Origin of the sequence: Mesorhizobium sp. M1E.F.Ca.ET.041.01.1.1, assembly GCF_003997355.1 — a bacterium.
Classification (GTDB): Bacteria; Pseudomonadota; Alphaproteobacteria; order Rhizobiales; family Rhizobiaceae; genus Mesorhizobium.
Genome location: NZ_RZSL01000088.1, coordinates 1 through 16,074, shown reverse-complemented (window position 1 = coordinate 16,074; position 16,074 = coordinate 1). Strand labels below are relative to the sequence as shown.

Below are 16,074 nucleotides of genomic sequence, written 5' to 3'. Positions count from 1 at the left end.
AAGGTGATCCTCAATGGCTGGGGAGTCGGCGAGACGCATTACGGCGCCTATGCCGGGCGCGCCCGCGTCAAGGGCGACTGGCTGGTGCCGTTGCCAGACGGCATGAGCCCGCATGATGCGATGGCCGTCGGCACGGCCGGCTATACGGCGATGCTTGCCGTCATGGCGCTGGAGCGGCATGGCATCGTGCCGGATCGCGGGCCGGTGGTGGTGACGGGGGCTGCCGGCGGCGTCGGCTCGGTCGCCATCTCGATCCTCTCCACCCTCGGTTACCATGTCATTGCTTCCACCGGGCGCAATGCCGAAAGTCCCTACCTGATCGACCTCGGCGCGGCCGAGGTGATCTCGCGGGAGGAACTCAGCCAGCCGGCAAAGCCGCTCGCCAAGGAACGCTGGGCGGGTGGCATCGATTCGGTCGGCACCCACACGCTGGCCAACGTGCTTTCGATGACGTCCTACGGCGGCGCGATCGCCGCTTGCGGCCTGGCCGGCGGCATGGACCTGCCCACCAGCGTCGCTCCCTTCATCCTGCGCGGCGTCTCGCTGCTCGGCATCGATTCCGTCATGGCGCCGAAACCGGTTCGCCTCGAGGCGTGGCGCCGCATCGCCACCGATCTCGACCTCAAGAAGCTGTCGACCCTGTCGCGGTCGATCGGCTTCGACGGCATCATCGACGCTGCGCGTGACATTATCGACGGCAAGATCAGGGGCCGCGTGGTCGTCGATATGTAGCCGGAAACGGCGAAAATCCCGCGATCGCTAAAATTCGAACGATCCGTCGCAGCCTTCCATAATTTCTGTCTGGCAGACTTTCCGCATGATCGCGGACTCCGGCATCGAGCAGGATGGCAAGGTCGCGAGCGGTGACGAGCCGAGCTCGAAGGCGCCGCCGCGGCGGATGCTTGCCGCGCCGCCGCCGCTGGCTCCCGAACTGCCGCCGGCCAGCCGCGAAGGCCTACCCTTCCTGACGATTGTCGCCATCGGCGTGCTGGCCGGGCTGGCGCATCTCACCGGCGCGCCGACCTTCATCACCATTGGCCTCCTTGTGACGGGTCTCGGCGGGCTCGCCATGCATCTGCGCAACAGGAAGATCGAGCGCCGCACCGCGGCTCTTCTCGACGAGACCGCCGCCCGCAGCCGCGCCGAGATCGAGACGCTCGCCGACCGAATGTGGGAGATGCAGGAGAGCGAGGAGCGCTTTCGCGGCCTGATCGACGCGCTAGGCGATCTCGTCGTCCATCGCGACCGCGACGGCCATATCGTCTACGCCAACAAGGTCTTTGCCTCCCTAGTCGACGTCGACCAGCGCAATCTTGCCGGCAAGACGCTGTCCGAGCTCGGCATTGACGTCGGCATCGTGCCCGATGCCGCCTTCTCGGACCACGAGTGCCTGAGCTCCACCGATGTCGCCATCCGCACGCCGAACGGGCCGCGCTGGTTCTCATGGATCGAGCTGTCGGTGCGCGACAGGGATACGGGTGCTGTCTCGCATCGCGCGATCGCCCGCGACATCACGGCCCGCAAGCGCGCTGAATCGTCGCTGATCACTGCCCGCGAGCGGGCCGAATATGCGAGCCAGGCCAAGTCGCGCTTCCTCGCCACCGTCAGCCACGAGATCCGCACCCCGATGAACGGCATCATGGGAATGGCGAAGCTGCTTGCCGATACCGACCTTTCGCCGGAGCAGCGTACCTATGTCGGCGCCGTCTCGACATCGGCGAGCGCGCTGCTCGCCCTGATCGAGGACCTGCTCGACTATTCCAAGATCGAGGCCGGCCGCTTCGACCCCGAGCCGCAGCCGACGTCGCTGCGCGAGATCGCCGACAACATCATCGAGCTCATGGCGGCGAAGGCATTCTCCAAGAACATCGGCCTCGGCTGTCATGTCGAGCCCGACGTGCCGCAGATGATCACCGCCGATCCCGGCCGCGTGCGCCAGGTGTTGCTCAACCTCATCGGCAATGCCGTCAAGTTCACCGATGCCGGCGGCGTGCTGCTCACCGTCGCGCGCGCCCGCACCGAGAGCACGGACCGCATCTGCTTCACCATCGCCGACACCGGCCCGGGGCTGCGCGAAGAGGACATGGAGCGCATCTTCGAGGAGTTCGAGCAATCCGACGGCACTTCGACCCGGGTGCATGGCGGCGCGGGTCTCGGCCTTGCCATCTCCAAGCGGCTGGTGAACGCCATGGGCGGCACGGTTTCGGTTTCGAGCCGGCTCGGCGAAGGGTCCGAATTCGTCTTCGATATCCCTGCGACCGCGGCAACGGAGCCGCCGCAATATCGCCAGAGCATCCTCTCGGACCGGCGCGCGGTCATCGTATCGAAGAACGCCGTCGAGGCCGATGCCATCGCCCGCACAATCCGCGCCCATGGCGGCGCCGTCGAGATCGCCGCGACGCCGGAGCAGGCCGCCTCATTCGCCGCAAGCTGCAACGTGCTTCTGGTCGACGCCGCGCTCGAAAACAGCGACGGTCGCCTGCTCAAGCGCCTGCGCCAGAGCGGTTTTACCGATTGCGAAGCCATCACCCTGATTGCGCCTACCGATCGCGGCATGCTTGGCGAATTCCGCGCCAGCGGTTACGCGACGTTCCTCGCCCGGCCGGTGCGCGGCGAAACACTGCTGCGCGTGCTGTTGACCAGCCATGTGCCCGCGCCCGCCGAGCCGCATCCGGAGCCGCGCGGCGCCACGTCCGTCCGCCGTCGTGACCAGAGCCTGTCCGTGCTGATCGCAGAGGATAATGACATCAACGCAATGCTCGCCCGCGCCACGCTGCTCAAGGCCGGACATCGCGTCAAGATCGTCGGCAACGGCAAGGCCGCGGTCGAAGCCGTCACCGACGCCGGTCTCAAGCACCGCTTCGACGTGGTTCTGATGGACCTGCACATGCCGGTGATGGACGGTCTGGACGCGATCGCCGCCATCCGCCGCCATGAGGAGGCAATGGCCGTGCCGCCGATCCCGATCATGGTTCTTTCCGCCGACAGCCAGGAAAAGACCCGCCACAGCGTGCTGGCCCACGGCGCCAGCGGCTTCGTCACCAAGCCCCTCGACCCCGATGCGCTCGTCCAGGCCGTCGAGGGCCAGGTTGCGGCGTAACGATTTTTTTAAGGCTTCTCGAAGGCCTTGGATTGCTTGGCTTTCGTATCCATAAGGTAGCCGGTTGAGGGTATTGCCCAGCCGACGAAGTATTGCCGGCCCCGCCATATCACGGTACTGTCACAATCCTGTTGCACCTACACCGTATCCCCGTGCCAAGAGGGATGGCTCGAAGGAGAATCATTCGTGCATACAGTCATGCCTGAATGCGATACTCGGCCGAACGCCAGCGCCCTGCTCGGCGCGCGTACCGCCGATGCTGTCGCAAGCGGCGCTCCGCTGGGCCGTATCGGCAACCTCGAGGTGCGGCTCGCCCGCAACGAGGCCGAGATCGCCGCCGCCCAGGAAGTGCGCTACCGGGTATTCTATGACGAGCTTGGCGCGAGGAAGGATCTGTTCCAGGCGCAGAGCCGGCGCGACGCCGATCGTTTCGACCCGCTTTGCGACCATCTCCTGGTTCTCGACACGTCGCTTCCCGGCCCCGAGCACCGCCGTATCGTCGGCACCTACCGCCTTTTGCGGCAGGAGATCGCCACGGCCGCCGGCGGCTTCTATTCCGAGGGCGAGTTCGAGCTGACCAAGCTGGTCGCGCGCCATCCGGGCCAGCGCTTCCTTGAGCTCGGCCGTTCCTGCGTGCTTCCGGAATATCGGTCCAAGCGCACCATCGAGGCGCTCTGGCAAGGCATCTGGGCCTACATCAACCACTACGGCATCGGCGTGATGACCGGCTGTGCCTCCTTCCATGGCATCGTGCCGGCGGCGCATGCCGAGGCGCTCACCTATCTCGCCCATCATTGCCGCACCGATCAGGCCTGGGATGTGCGGGCGGTGGCCAGCCGTTACTGCTCCATGGACCTGATGCCGATCGAGGCGGTGAACGCCAAGGCCGCGATCGCCGCGATGCCGCCGCTGGTCAAGGGCTATCTGCGCGTCGGCGCCCGCATCGGCGATGGCTGCGTCATCGACCATGAATTCTCGACGGTCGACGTTTTCGTCGTCATGCCGGTCAAGGAGATCGGCGCCCGCTACGTCAACTACTATGGCGGTGAGGGCCAGCGCTTCGCGGCGTGAGTAGTCAGTAGTGAGTAGTGAGTAGTGAGTAGTGGTGGACACCACGCTGGCGCGCCTGTCACTACTGACTACTCACTACTGACTACTGACTCACGGAATATCTTCCGGCCTTCGCCCAGGCCGGCTCTTGTAGGCCGGAAACGACCAGCCGAATTTGAGTGCCCCGCCGCGCACCAGGAAGGCGGCTGCGAAGCCGAGCAGGCTGGATGGCAGCGCCGGCATGCCGACCAGGTCGCAGAGCGTGAAGAGCGCTGCCCCGGCAAGCGCCGCCGTGACATAGATCTCGGGTCTCAGCAGCACGGAAGGCTCGCCGGCGAGCAGGTCGCGCAATATGCCGCCAAAGGTCGCGGTGAGCACCCCGGTGATGACGGACACGACCGGCGAGCCGGTGATCGCCAGACCCTTTGCGGCTCCCATCACCGCGAAGGCGGCCAGTCCGATGGCATCGAGCCAGAGCAAGAGCTTGTAGCGGGATTCGACGCGATAGGCGCTGAAGAAAACGAGCACCGCCACGACGGCGCAAATCAGGACATAACCGCTGTTGGCGACCCAGAACACCGGCAGGTTCAGGATGACGTCGCGCAGCGTCCCGCCGCCGATGCCGGTGACGCTGGCCAGGAACAGGAAGCCGATGATGTCGAGCTCTTTGCGCGACGCGGCGAGCGCGCCGGTCGCCGCGAAGACGGCAACGCCGGCATAGTCGAGCAGTTCGATGGGATTCATGGGTGAGCGAATAGTGAGTAGCGAATAGCGAGTAGTAGTGAATACCACGAAGCTGTGCGGTTGGTAGCCAGCTTCGCTATTCGCTATTCGCTACTCGCTATTCGCTATCAAGCATCCTTCTCGGCCTGCTCGTTCACCGGGCCCGGTTCGACCGGCGCCTCGGCGGCCGCCTTTGGGCCACCCTTGGAAACGCCGACCATCGCTGGCCTCAGCACGCGATCGCCGATCGAATAGCCGGGTTGCACGACCTGGACGACGGTGCCGGCCGGAACGTCTGTGTTGGGCACCTCGAACATCGCCTGATGGAAGTTGGGGTCGAACTTCTCGCCTTCGGGCGCGAGCTTCTTCACGCCGTGCCGCTCGAGCGCCGACAGCATTGCGCGCTCGGTGAGGTCGACGCCCTCGATGAGCGCCTTGAAGCCGGCATCGCCGGAGGCCTTGGCCTCGGCCGGGATGGCATCCAGCGCGCGGCGCAGATTGTCTGACACCGACAGCATGTCGCGGGCGAAGTTGGCCACCGCGTAAGCGCGCGCGTCATGCACGTCGCGCGCGGTGCGGCGACGCAAATTCTCCATTTCGGCAGCTATGCGAAGCGCGCGGTCCTTCAGTTCCTCGTTTTCCTTCAGCAGCCGCACAAGCGCTTCGTAGTCGCCGTCGACGCCGCCTTCCGCGCGTTCGCCGGAAGCCTGGGCGCCGGAAGCCTGGGTGGCTTCGATTTCCTCGGGCGCGCGTTCGTCTTTTGCCTGGTCGCTCATCGCCGTTTCCCGTCATTCGGATTGGTTTGGATTTGCGCCCGATATCGAGGTTTGAAGGCCAAAAATCAAGGGGCAAGCCCCGGCGGCGCCATCTCCCGGTCGTTCCAGATTAATTCAAACTTTACCGTACCGAACGGCTTTGCTTGCCTGCAAGGGTCGATGCGGGAACCATTGCCGGGCGCGGGAGTTTCGAAGTCGACACAGGATTTTGGGACATGAACGGCAACGACAGCAATAGGCGCGCCAAACTTGCCGCCGATATAAGGCGGCGCGTCGGCACCGAAGCGACGAAACGCTTCCTGCGCACGCTGCCGGCATTTCGCCTGGAAAAAGAAGTGCCAAAGCGGCTCACGGACCTGCTCGACCGCCTCGACGAGGCAGAAGGGGGCGAAGTGGGCGGCGAACGGCATCCATAGCCTGCCGCCCTATGAAACTCGCCTACATGGGAAGCTAGCGGGGCGAGGCGCGGAAGGCGTCAGGCTGCCCTGCGCTCGTCGCGCATAAGCGCTTCACCATGACGGATTTCGGTGCCGAGCACCTTCAGGCATTCCCGCATGAAAGCGGCAAGCCCGGGCCATCCCTTGGCCGACACCAGATTGCCGTCGACATGCGCGCCGGTCGGCGCAACGTCGACATAGGTGCCGCCGGCGAGCGTCACTTCGGGCTCGCAATAATGCAGCGCCGCTACTTGCCTGCCGCGCACGACGCCATCGACAGCGATCAGGATCTGGACGCCGTGGCAAATGGTGAAGATCGGTTTGCCGGTCTCATGGAAGTGCCTGACCAGCGCCTGCACGCGCTTGTCGATGCGAATGTACTCCGGACCGCGCCCGCCGGCGGCGTAGACGGCGTCGTAGTCAGCCGGATTCACCTCGGCGAAGGTCTTGTTGAGGATGTAGTCGTGACCGAGCTTTTCGGTATAGGTCTGATGGCCCTCGAAGTCGTGCAATGAGGTCTTGAGCACGTCGCCGGCCTTCTTGTCGGGGCACACGACATGGACGGTGTGGCCGACCGCATGCATGGCCTGCTCAAAGACGAAAATCTCATATTCCTCGCTGAACTCGCCAACGAGCATCAAAATCCTTTTGCCTGCCATGCCGGTTCCTCCCTTTGCTGGCTATTTATTTCGGGGTGCGAAATAATAACCCTATCCTAAGGTCAAGACGACGTAAGGGGAAGTGCAAATCGCATAAGTGGTCTGACCAGATAGACTCGATCCTGTCAGCAAGCCGGCAATGCTGGCCAGGCTGAGGGAAAATCGATCACCCTGGTCTGACCAAGAGGCCGCGATCAGGCGGCCGCGCGGATCATGTCCGCGGCCTTCTCCGCGATCATGATCGTGGGCGCGTTGGTGTTACCGCCGACCAGGGTCGGCATCACCGAGGCATCGACCACACGCAGCCCTTCCAGCCCGCGAACCCTGAGCATCGGGTCGACCACGGCCATGTCGTCGACGCCCATCTTGCAGGTGCCGGCGGGGTGATAGATCGTATCGGCGCGCGCCCTGATATGCGCCATCAGCTCGGCATCGCTGGCGGCGCCGGCCGTATAGATCTCCTTCTTGCGATACTTCGCCAGCGCCGGCGCCTCCAATATGGCGCGCGTCATCCGAACACCTTTGAGCAGAAGGTCGGCATCGCGCTCGTCCTGGAGGAAGCGCGGGTCGATGCGCGGCGGCGCCAGCGGATCCGCGCTCATCAGCCCCACCTCCCCGCGCGAATACGGTCGAAGCACGCAGACATGGCAGGAAAAGCCATAGCCCATATGCAGCTTGCGGCCATGGTCGTCGACGATGGCGATGCAGAAATGCAATTGCAGATCGGGACGCTCGATGGCCGGATCGGATTTGAGGAAGGCGCCGGCTTCCGCATAGGGCGTGGCAATCATGCCGGTGCCATCCTTGCGCCAGCGCAGCATATGCTTGATCAGGCCCGGCATGCCGGTGAGGCCGATGCCCATCAAATCCGTCTCCCGCGACTTCCAGGCCAGGATGAAGTCGAGATGGTCCTGCAGGTTCCTGCCGACGCCAGGCAATTCGTGGACGAGCGGGATGCCGTGCGCCGCGAGTTCAACCGCCGGACCGATGCCCGACAGAAGAAGCAGTTGCGGCGAGCCGAACGCCCCGCCGCAAAGGATGACCTCGCGTCGCGCTTCCGCTACCGCTTCGCCTCTGCCGATGCGATACCGCACGCCCTTGGCGCGCTTGCCGTCGAGCCAGACGCCTGTCGCATGCGCGCCGGTGACGACGGTGAGATTCGGCCTTCCGAACGCCGGATGCAGATAGGCGGCGGCTGCAGAGCAGCGCTCGCCATTGCGACGCTCACCCCAGAACTGCGTGACTTGGTAGAGCCCCGCCCCTTCCTGCTCCGGCCCGTTGAAGTCCTCGTTGCGCCTGATCTGGTTTTCTCCGCAAGCCTCGACAAAGGCTTTTGCGATCGGGCGCGGCTCCTGCTGCTCCGCCACCCGGAGCGGCCCGTCGCCGCCATGCAGCGCATCAGTGCCGCGCTGGTTGCCCTCGGCGCGCCGGAAGTAAGGCAGCACCTCGTCCCACGACCAGCCGTCGCAGCCGAGGTCGGCCCATTCGTCATAGTCGCGGCGGTTGCCCCGCGTGTAGAGCATGGCGTTGATGGCGCTGGAACCGCCCAATGCCTTGCCGCGCGGCTGGTAGCCCCTGCGGCCGCCCAGCCCTTCCTGCGGCACCGTCTCGAAACCCCAGTTGTTGATCTTCGGCCGGCCCGGCAGCAGCGCGATGATGCCGGCCGGCGCGCGGATCAGCAGATCCTTGCCGTCGCCTCCTGCTTCCAGCAGGCAAACCTTCTTCGATGGGTCTTCGGAAAGCCTGGCGGCAAGCGTCGAGCCGGCGGAGCCGCCGCCGGCGATGACATAGTCGTAACGCATGGTGTCCTCCCCGGCGGATATTTCCGTCCGTTCCTGGAGAGAAGACCCGGTCGTTGGTCTTGTAAAGATGCCGCAGCGTCAGTCCGGTCGCTTGCGCCGCCAGGAATATTTGGGGTCCTTGGCTTCCGGCTCCACGGCCGGCTGGTAGTAGACCGGCAGGCCGCCGGTGCGCCCTTCCTCCAGCCGCTTCAGCAGCACCGGGTTGGAGACCTCGAATTCGTCGAAGCCGAGCCTCAGCATATGCGGCAGTTGGTCGACCAGCACCTGGCCGGTGGCGCGGACCGCGCCGGTGAAATGATGCCGGGCGCGCAGCAGCTCGCCCTTGGAGAAGGAGCGGCCATCGTTGAACGCCGGAAAGGCCAGCGCCACCAGCGAAAGCTGGTCGAGCAGGCCGACGATCTTGTCGAGTTCGTCGCCGGGCTGCAGCAGCACCCCGATGCGCTCCCTGGCCGACTTGCGGACTTCATCATCGAGCCCGAGGAAGGCCTGCAGCGGCAGGATGAAGCGGCCATTTCCGGCAAGCGCCTCGGCGCTTTCGGCGTGGGTCCAGTCGTCCTCGCGAAAACCCTTTGGGGTCCAGAGGCGAGTCCCTGGTGTCGTCGATTCAGTCATCAAAAATCCTAAAGTCCAAAGAGTCCCAAGCGAGCCGGCAGACGGCCAGCAGCCGTGACTTTGGGAGCCGACATCACGCGAATAGCGATATACCCTAAAGTGATGCGTCGGTCAGCGACTTCTCCAGCCCCGACAAATGGATGCCGCACTCGGTCTTGGCGTGCCCTGCCCAGCGGCCGCTACGCGCATCCTCGCCAGGCTGTACCGGTTGCGTGCAGGGGAAGCAGCCGATCGAGAGATAGCCGTAGGCGACCAGCGGATTTTCGCGCAGCGCATGCGCGCGCATGTAGTCAGCCTGGTCCGACGTCGTCCAATGCGCGAGCGGATTGATGCGGATGCGCGAGCCGACCGCCTCGAAGACGGGCAGAGCCGCCCGCGTCGACGCCTGGAAACGCTTGCGCCCGGTGAACCACGCGCGGAACGGCTCGACGCCGCGCGCCAGCGGCTCGACCTTGCGCACGTTGCAGCAGGAATCGGTGTCGGTCTCGTGCAGCCTGCCGGTCGGGTCGATGCGTTCGAGCGCCGCTTCGTCCGGCTTGATCACCCTGACATCGGTCAGGCCGAAATCGGCGATCAGGGCGTCGCGGTAGCCCAGCGTTTCCTCGAAATGCTTGCCGGTGTCGAGGAAGATCACCGGCAGCGAGCGGTCGACCTTGGCGATCATGTGGAGCAGCACCGCCGAATCCGCCCCGAAGGACGACACGGCGGCGACCTCGCCGCGGAAGAATTCGCGCGCCGACCGCTCGATGATCTCGATCGGCTTCAGATGGCCGAGCAACGCGTCGAGCCCCGCCGCTTCAGCGGCAATGCCGGCCTCGACGCCGCCGGTCCGGTCAAGCGGCCTTGGTTTCGCCAGCATAGAGCGCCTCCTTGAACGGCGCGGGACCGACACGGCGGTAAGCGTCGATAAAACGTTCATCAGGATTGAGCCGAAGGCCGAGATAGGTTTCGACGATCTGCTCGATGGCATCGGTGATCTCTTCCGAGGAGAAGCCGCGGCCGATGATCTCGCCCACGGACGTGTTCTCGTCGGCCGAGCCGCCAAGCGTCACCTGGTAGAGTTCGGACCCCTTCTTCTCGACGCCGAGAATGCCGATATGGCCGACATGGTGATGGCCGCAGGCATTGATGCAGCCGGAGATCTTCAGCTTCAGTTCGCCGATCTCGCGCTGCCGCTCAAGCGAGGCGAAGCGGCGCGAGATTTCCTGCGCCACCGGGATGGAGCGCGCCGTGGCCAGCGCGCAGTAGTCGAGGCCGGGGCAGGAGATGATGTCGCTGATCAGGTTGGAATTGGCCGTCGCCAGGCCGATCTCGACCAGCGCGTCATAGACCGCCTTGAGGTCGGCGCGCGCCACATGCGGCAGGATCAGGTTCTGCTCGTGGCTGACGCGCAGCTCATCGAAAGCGTATTTCTCGGCGATGTCGGCGACCGCTTCCATCTGGCTGTCGGTCGCGTCGCCGGGCACCTCGCCGATGCCCTTGAGCGAGATGGTCACCGCTGCATAGTCGGGATGGCGATGGGTCACGACGTTCTGGTCGAGCCACTCCGAGAAACTCCTGGAATCGAGCCGGGCCTGCTTCATGGCGGCATCGCCTTCCGGCCGGTCCGCCAGCGCCGGCGGCGCGAAATAGGCGTTGATCGCCTGGATGTCGGCTTCCGGCAGCTTCAGCTCGGCGTCCTTCAGCTCCTGCCATTCGGCCTCGATCTGGCGCGTGATTTCCTCGACGCCGGTCTCGTGGACCAGGATCTTGATGCGCGCCTTGTACTTGTTGTCGCGGCGGCCATAGAGGTTGTAAACACGCAGGATCGCCGTGCAGTAGGACAGAAGATCGGCTTCCGGCAGGAAGTCGCGGATCTTCCTGGCCACCATCGGCGTGCGGCCCTGGCCGCCGCCGACATAGACGGCAAAGCCAAGCTCGCCGGCCGCGTTCTTCTTGAGATGCAGACCGATGTCATGCGTCTGGATGGCGGCGCGGTCGCGTTCGGCGCCGGTCACCGCGATCTTGAACTTGCGCGGCAGGAACGAGAATTCCGGATGCACCGACGACCACTGGCGCAGGATTTCCGCATAGGGGCGCGGGTCGGCGACCTCGTCAGCGGCGGCTCCGGCGAAATGGTCAGCGGTGACGTTGCGGATGCAGTTCCCGCTGGTCTGGATGGCGTGCATCTCGACGCTCGCCAGGTCGGCGAGGATCGCCGGAATGTCGGACAGCGCCGGCCAGTTGAACTGGATGTTCTGGCGCGTGGTGAAGTGGCCATAGCCCTTGTCGTATTTGCGCGCGATATGGCCGAGCATGCGCAATTGCCTGCTGTTCAGCGTGCCGTAGGGCACGGCGATGCGCAGCATATAGGCATGCAATTGCAGATAGACGCCGTTCATCAGCCTGAGCGGCCGGAACTGGTCCTCGGTGATCTCGCCGGCAAGCCGGCGCTGCACCTGGTCGCTGAACTCGGCGACCCGGGCCTCTACGAAATCTTGGTCGAACTCGTCGTAACGGTACATGCTTCGTCTTTCAGGGCGCGTCCGCCCGCTTTTCAATTCTTTGTTGGAGCATGATCTTCTCCGAAAACCGGGTCCCACTTTTCGGGATCATGCTCAAAACCTATGCCGCCCGCGCCGCTTCCGGGTTTGCCTGCTTGCCGATATCGGTGCGGATGGTGGGGCCTGCGGCGCGGATCTTCTCGCGCAGCCGCACCGGCTCGACCACACCGTTGATCACGGTCACGTCGATCAGGTTGACGTCGACCACTTCATTGTTGGCGGCGGCGGCGGCGCCGATCGCTTCCAGCCGGTCCTCAGCCACCTTGTCATGGGCGATATCGGCATGGCCGACGGCCTCCGACCAGCCGCCATCGGCGTACCACACGGCGATACCGTCGGAGAGCCTGTTCGCGGTCAGAACCTTCATTCCCGTACTCCTTCGGCCACCGTGCTGGCGGCTTCTTCATGCCCTGTGTCTTCGTGCTTGTGTGCCGCGAGCGGCTCGGACCGTTCGAAATTGGCGCCGGCAACCGCGTCGCCGATGATCGTCATGACCGGGCCGGTGAGGTCGGCGCGCGCTTCCAGCGACGGCAGGTCGGCGAGCGTGCCATGGAAGCGGCGGCGGTTGCCCAGGCTGGCATTCTCGACGACTGCGACGGCGGTATCCGGCGACAGCCCGGCCTCGATCAGCCGGCCGGCGACCTCGGCCGCCACCGAGCGGCCCATATAGACGGCGACGGTCGCGCCGGAGATGGCGAGCTTCGCCCAATCGGGCAGCGAGTTGCCCTTGAGGTCGTGGCCGGTGGTGAAGACCATCGAGGAGGTCACGCCGCGCAGCGTCAGCGGCAGCTCGAAATCGGCGGCGGCGGCGAAGGCCGCGGTGACGCCCGGGACCACCTCATAGGCGACACCGGCCTCGCGAAGCGCGGCCATCTCCTCGCCAGCCCGGCCGAACACCAGCGGATCGCCGGACTTCAGCCGCACCACGCGCTTGCCGGCGCGGCCAAGCTCGATAAGCAGCGCGTTGATCTCTTCCTGGCTCTTGGAATGGCAGCCCTTGCGCTTGCCGACGGGCAGGCGCTCGGCATCGCGGCGGCCCATGGCGACGATCGCCTCCGGCACCAGCGCGTCATAGACGATCGCGTCGGCTTCCATCAGCAGGCGGTGAGCGCGCAGCGTCAAAAGGTCTTCAGCGCCCGGACCAGCGCCGACCAGCGCGATATGGCCTGCCGCCAACGCGTTCGAAGCCAGAAGATCGAGCGCGGCATCATGCGCCCTGGCGAACTCTCCGGCTTCGACCGCCCTGGCCGGAGCGCCGGCGAAGAAATCGCTCCAGAAGCGGCGGCGGCGATTGCCCTTCGGCAGCCGCTCGGCCGCGGCGCGGAACGAGGCTGCCAAGGCCGCCAGCCGGCCGAGAGACGGCGACAGCATGCGGTCGATGCGCGCGCGCAGCATCTGCGCGAGCACCGGCCCGGCGCCCTCGGTGCCGATGGCGATGGCGACCGGCGCCCGGTTGACCAGCGCGGGCGTGAAGAAATCGCAGAGCTCCGGGCGGTCCACGACATTGACCGGGATGCCCAGCCGGCGCGCATCCTCGGCGACGCGGCGATCGAGCGCCTCGTCGCCGCTGGCAGCAAACACCAGGGCCGCGCCTTCGAGATGGGCGACATCATAGGCAGCATCGACATGGACAGCGTCGACGGATGAGATGAATGCAAGCAGCTCCGCATCGGCATCGGCGGCGATGATGCGCAGCGCCGCGCTCGACTGAGCAAGCAGCCGTGCCTTGGCAAGCGCCTCCTCGCCATTGCCGACGATGGCCACGGCTTCGCCGTCGACCCGCACGAAGACGGGGAAGGTGTTGAGCTTGGCGTTGGCTGGCGACATGGCGATAAGCAAATACGATAACAGTCTGGCAGTTTTATGCGAGCACGCCGAAAACCAGAAGGCACGCACTCGCGCATGCCTTCAAAGCAGGCAATCGCTTTTTCGCAACCGCGAAAGGCGGGAGAAAAAAATTCTACTCTGGTGCTGTGAGCGGACGGAGCGGTTGGCATCGCCCCTTGATCCGTCGCATTTTTAGCGCCCAAGCCTTTGAGCGGCAAAATAGATTTTTCTAAATTCTACTAACTTAGTAGATTAAAGGCGCCTCTCGCCAACCCACCGTTTGAAGAGCCTTTCGGGCGGCGGACGAGCCGTCCCGATAAGTCCGGAACAATCAAGCTTCGCAGCACGTTTGGCTAGCGGATCCATCCGGCCGATCCAGGATCGGTCGGCACCCCGGGAAACAAGGAGGAACGCCCTATGAGCATCAATCTGAAACGTGGTCTTTGGGTCATCGTGGCCGACGGCGAAAAAGCGCTCTTCCTCCGCAACGAAGGTGACAGCAAATTTCCGAACCTGGAGGTTGTCCAGGAGATGGAGCAGGAGAACCCTGCCACCCGTGAGCAGGGCAGCGACAGGCCGGGCCGCTACAGCGACGGGCCCACGGTTCATCGCAGCGCGGTTGAAGACACCGATTGGCACCGCCTCGGCAAGGAACGCTTCGCCGACAACATCGCGGGGCGGCTCTACAAGCTTGCGCACCGCGGCGAGTTCGACGAGATCGTGCTGATCGCCCCGCCCCAGGTGTTGGGCGAGATGCGGCAGAAGCTGCACAAGGAGGTCAGCGAGAAGGTGAAGGCGGAGATACCGAAAACGCTGACGAACCACACGATCTCCGAGATCGAGAGCCTGCTTCAGGCGGCTTGAGCGACGGACATCACGAGACCTTAGAACGCCGTGAGCGGATGCCGCGCGGCTGGCCATGACGGCAGCGCGCGGCTTTTCTCGTCCGGCGCGTGTCCATGGCGCCGATTTCAGAGCGGCGGTGGTTGCATGACCGCCGCTCTGCCCACCATATTGCGAAAGGCGACGGCCTCGGGCGGCGCTTGTCCGACATCGCGATTTCTGAAAGGCGCTCCATAGACAATGCCGCATGACACGCCCCTTATCGCCACCATCGTCGCCGGTTTGGGGTTTGCTTTCGTCTTTGGAGCACTGGCCAACCGTTTCCGCGTCCCGCCGCTCGTCGGCTATCTGGTGGCCGGCGTGCTCGTCGGGCCGAACACGCCGGGCTTTGTCGCCGACGCCAGCCTCGCCAACGAACTCGCCGAGATCGGCGTCATCCTGCTGATGTTCGGCGTCGGCCTGCATTTTTCGCTGAAGGACCTTCTGTCGGTCCGTGCGATTGCCGTGCCTGGCGCCATCGTGCAGATCGCTTTTGCCACGCTGCTGGGCGCCGGGCTGGCCTGGCTGCTCGGCTGGTCCTTGGGCGCCGGTCTGGTCTTCGGCCTCGCTCTGTCCGTCGCCTCGACCGTCGTGCTGCTGCGCGCCATGCAGGAGCGGCGGCTGATCGAGACCGAGCGCGGCCGCATTGCAGTCGGCTGGCTGATCGTCGAGGATCTGGCCATGGTGCTGGCGCTGGTGCTTTTGCCGGCGCTCGCCGGCGTGCTGGGCGGCCAGCCGCAGGCCGACGACCACTCGAGCCTGCTCTCGCTGCCCGCCAGCTACGGCATATGGGGCGTGGTCGGCATGACGCTGGCCAAGGTCGTCACCTTCGTCGTCGTCATGCTGGTCGTCGGCCGCCGGGTTATCCCGTGGATCCTGCACTATGTCGCGCATACCGGCTCGCGCGAACTATTCCGGCTCTCGGTGCTGGCCATTGCGCTCGGCGTCGCCTTCGGCGCGGCGAAACTGTTCGGCGTCTCTCTGGCGCTCGGCGCCTTTTTCGCCGGCATGATCATGAGCGAATCCGAGCTCAGCCATCGCGCGGCCGAGGAATCGCTGCCGCTGCGCGACGCCTTTTCCGTGCTGTTTTTCGTCTCGGTCGGCATGCTGTTCGACCCGCTCAGCCTGATCAGCAACGGGCTGCCAATCCTGGCCACTTTAGCCATCATCGTCATCGGCAAATCGCTTGCCGCCTTCGTCATCGTCATCGCCTTCCGCTATCCGGTCGCGACGGCGCTGATGATTTCGGCCAGCCTCGCCCAGATCGGTGAATTCTCCTTCATCCTGGCCGAGCTCGGCGTCGGGCTGAAGCTGTTGCCCGAACAGGGCCGCGACCTGATCCTTGCCGGCGCTATCCTGTCGATCCTGCTCAACCCGCTGATGTTCCTCCTCGTCGACTGGATGAAGCCGTGGCTGGAGAAGCGCGCCGGCAAGGCCCCCGAGGAAACAAAGTCTATCGGCCCGGCGACCGAGCCCGGTCAGTTGGCTTCGGTGGCGACAGCTTGGGAGAAGGAGGATGGCGCGCCGCCGCGAACCGCGCTTGCTGGCCATTCCATCCTGGTCGGCTATGGCCGTGTCGGCAGCCTCGTCGGAGCTGGCCTGAAAGAAGCCGCCCTGCCCTTCCTGGTCATCGAGGATGCCGACAAGACGCTGGCGAAGCTCA

15 protein-coding genes are annotated in these 16,074 nt (G+C 65.1%); 6 read left to right on the top strand and 9 right to left on the bottom strand.

Going from position 1 to position 16,074, the window contains the following annotated elements; genetic code table 11:
• From EOA38_RS10385 to EOA38_RS10375, 3 genes are all read left to right on the top strand, one after another.
• Window positions 1–732, top strand: a 732-nt coding sequence (locus tag EOA38_RS10385; RefSeq protein ID WP_145965944.1) for an MDR family oxidoreductase, incomplete at its 5' end; no start/stop codon positions are given.
• Window positions 733–817: 85 nt separating this feature from the next.
• Entirely contained in the window at window positions 818–3,100 is a 2,283-nt protein-coding gene (locus tag EOA38_RS10380) for a PAS domain-containing sensor histidine kinase (RefSeq protein ID WP_127299133.1), read from the top strand.
• Window positions 3,101–3,286: 186 nt separating this feature from the next.
• Complete coding sequence (locus EOA38_RS10375; protein ID WP_127299132.1) at window positions 3,287–4,171, top strand: GNAT family N-acetyltransferase; 885 nt, start codon at window positions 3,287–3,289, stop codon at window positions 4,169–4,171.
• 90 nt (window positions 4,172–4,261) lie between these two features.
• On the opposite strand, the gene EOA38_RS10370 is transcribed toward EOA38_RS10375, so the two are convergent.
• Together EOA38_RS10370 and grpE are read right to left on the bottom strand one after the other, a co-directional pair.
• A complete protein-coding gene (locus tag EOA38_RS10370) occupies window positions 4,262–4,894 on the bottom strand; it encodes a trimeric intracellular cation channel family protein (protein WP_127299131.1) in 633 nt (210 codons plus the stop codon).
• Between the two features lie 107 nt (window positions 4,895–5,001).
• Window positions 5,002–5,649 (bottom strand): nucleotide exchange factor GrpE, encoded by a 648-nt coding sequence (gene grpE / locus EOA38_RS10365; RefSeq protein ID WP_126091923.1) that lies wholly within the window; start codon window positions 5,647–5,649, stop codon window positions 5,002–5,004.
• Between the two features lie 215 nt (window positions 5,650–5,864).
• Here grpE and EOA38_RS10360 point away from each other — a divergent pair, with 215 nt between their 5' ends.
• A complete protein-coding gene (locus tag EOA38_RS10360; protein ID WP_126091922.1) occupies window positions 5,865–6,065 on the top strand; it encodes a hypothetical protein in 201 nt (66 codons plus the stop codon).
• A gap of 59 nt (window positions 6,066–6,124) precedes the next feature.
• Here the strand turns inward: EOA38_RS10360 and EOA38_RS10355 are convergent, their stop codons facing one another.
• The 7 genes from EOA38_RS10355 to cysG all read right to left on the bottom strand — a co-directional run bounded on the left by EOA38_RS10355 (window position 6,125) and on the right by cysG (window position 13,529).
• Window positions 6,125–6,745, bottom strand: a complete 621-nt coding sequence (locus EOA38_RS10355; protein ID WP_126091921.1) for a DJ-1/PfpI family protein — start codon at window positions 6,743–6,745, stop codon at window positions 6,125–6,127.
• Between the two features lie 194 nt (window positions 6,746–6,939).
• A complete protein-coding gene (locus EOA38_RS10350) occupies window positions 6,940–8,547 on the bottom strand; it encodes a GMC family oxidoreductase N-terminal domain-containing protein (RefSeq protein ID WP_127299130.1) in 1,608 nt (535 codons plus the stop codon).
• A 78-nt stretch (window positions 8,548–8,625) separates the two neighbouring features.
• Window positions 8,626–9,159, bottom strand: a complete 534-nt coding sequence (locus EOA38_RS10345; RefSeq protein WP_126091920.1) for a DUF934 domain-containing protein — start codon at window positions 9,157–9,159, stop codon at window positions 8,626–8,628.
• A gap of 94 nt (window positions 9,160–9,253) precedes the next feature.
• On the bottom strand, window positions 9,254–10,018 hold the full coding sequence (locus EOA38_RS10340; RefSeq protein ID WP_126091919.1) for a phosphoadenylyl-sulfate reductase: 765 nt from the start codon (window positions 10,016–10,018) through the stop codon (window positions 9,254–9,256).
• A complete protein-coding gene (locus EOA38_RS10335; RefSeq protein ID WP_126091918.1) occupies window positions 9,993–11,663 on the bottom strand; it encodes a nitrite/sulfite reductase in 1,671 nt (556 codons plus the stop codon). The genes EOA38_RS10340 and EOA38_RS10335 overlap by 26 nt, the downstream gene beginning before the upstream one ends.
• Window positions 11,664–11,763: 100 nt before the next feature.
• A complete protein-coding gene (locus EOA38_RS10330; RefSeq protein WP_126091917.1) occupies window positions 11,764–12,069 on the bottom strand; it encodes a DUF2849 domain-containing protein in 306 nt (101 codons plus the stop codon).
• A complete protein-coding gene (gene cysG, locus EOA38_RS10325; RefSeq protein ID WP_126091916.1) occupies window positions 12,066–13,529 on the bottom strand; it encodes a siroheme synthase CysG in 1,464 nt (487 codons plus the stop codon). Before cysG ends, EOA38_RS10330 begins: the two co-directional genes overlap by 4 nt.
• Before the next feature lie 417 nt (window positions 13,530–13,946).
• Here cysG and EOA38_RS10320 point away from each other — a divergent pair, with 417 nt between their 5' ends.
• Window positions 13,947–14,393: a host attachment family protein gene (locus tag EOA38_RS10320; RefSeq protein WP_126091915.1), complete on the top strand. Its 447-nt coding sequence runs from the start codon at window positions 13,947–13,949 to the stop codon at window positions 14,391–14,393.
• A gap of 219 nt (window positions 14,394–14,612) precedes the next feature.
• Window positions 14,613–16,074: YbaL family putative K(+) efflux transporter (gene ybaL, locus EOA38_RS10315; protein WP_127299129.1), on the top strand; the 1,462-nt coding region annotated here is incomplete at its 3' end.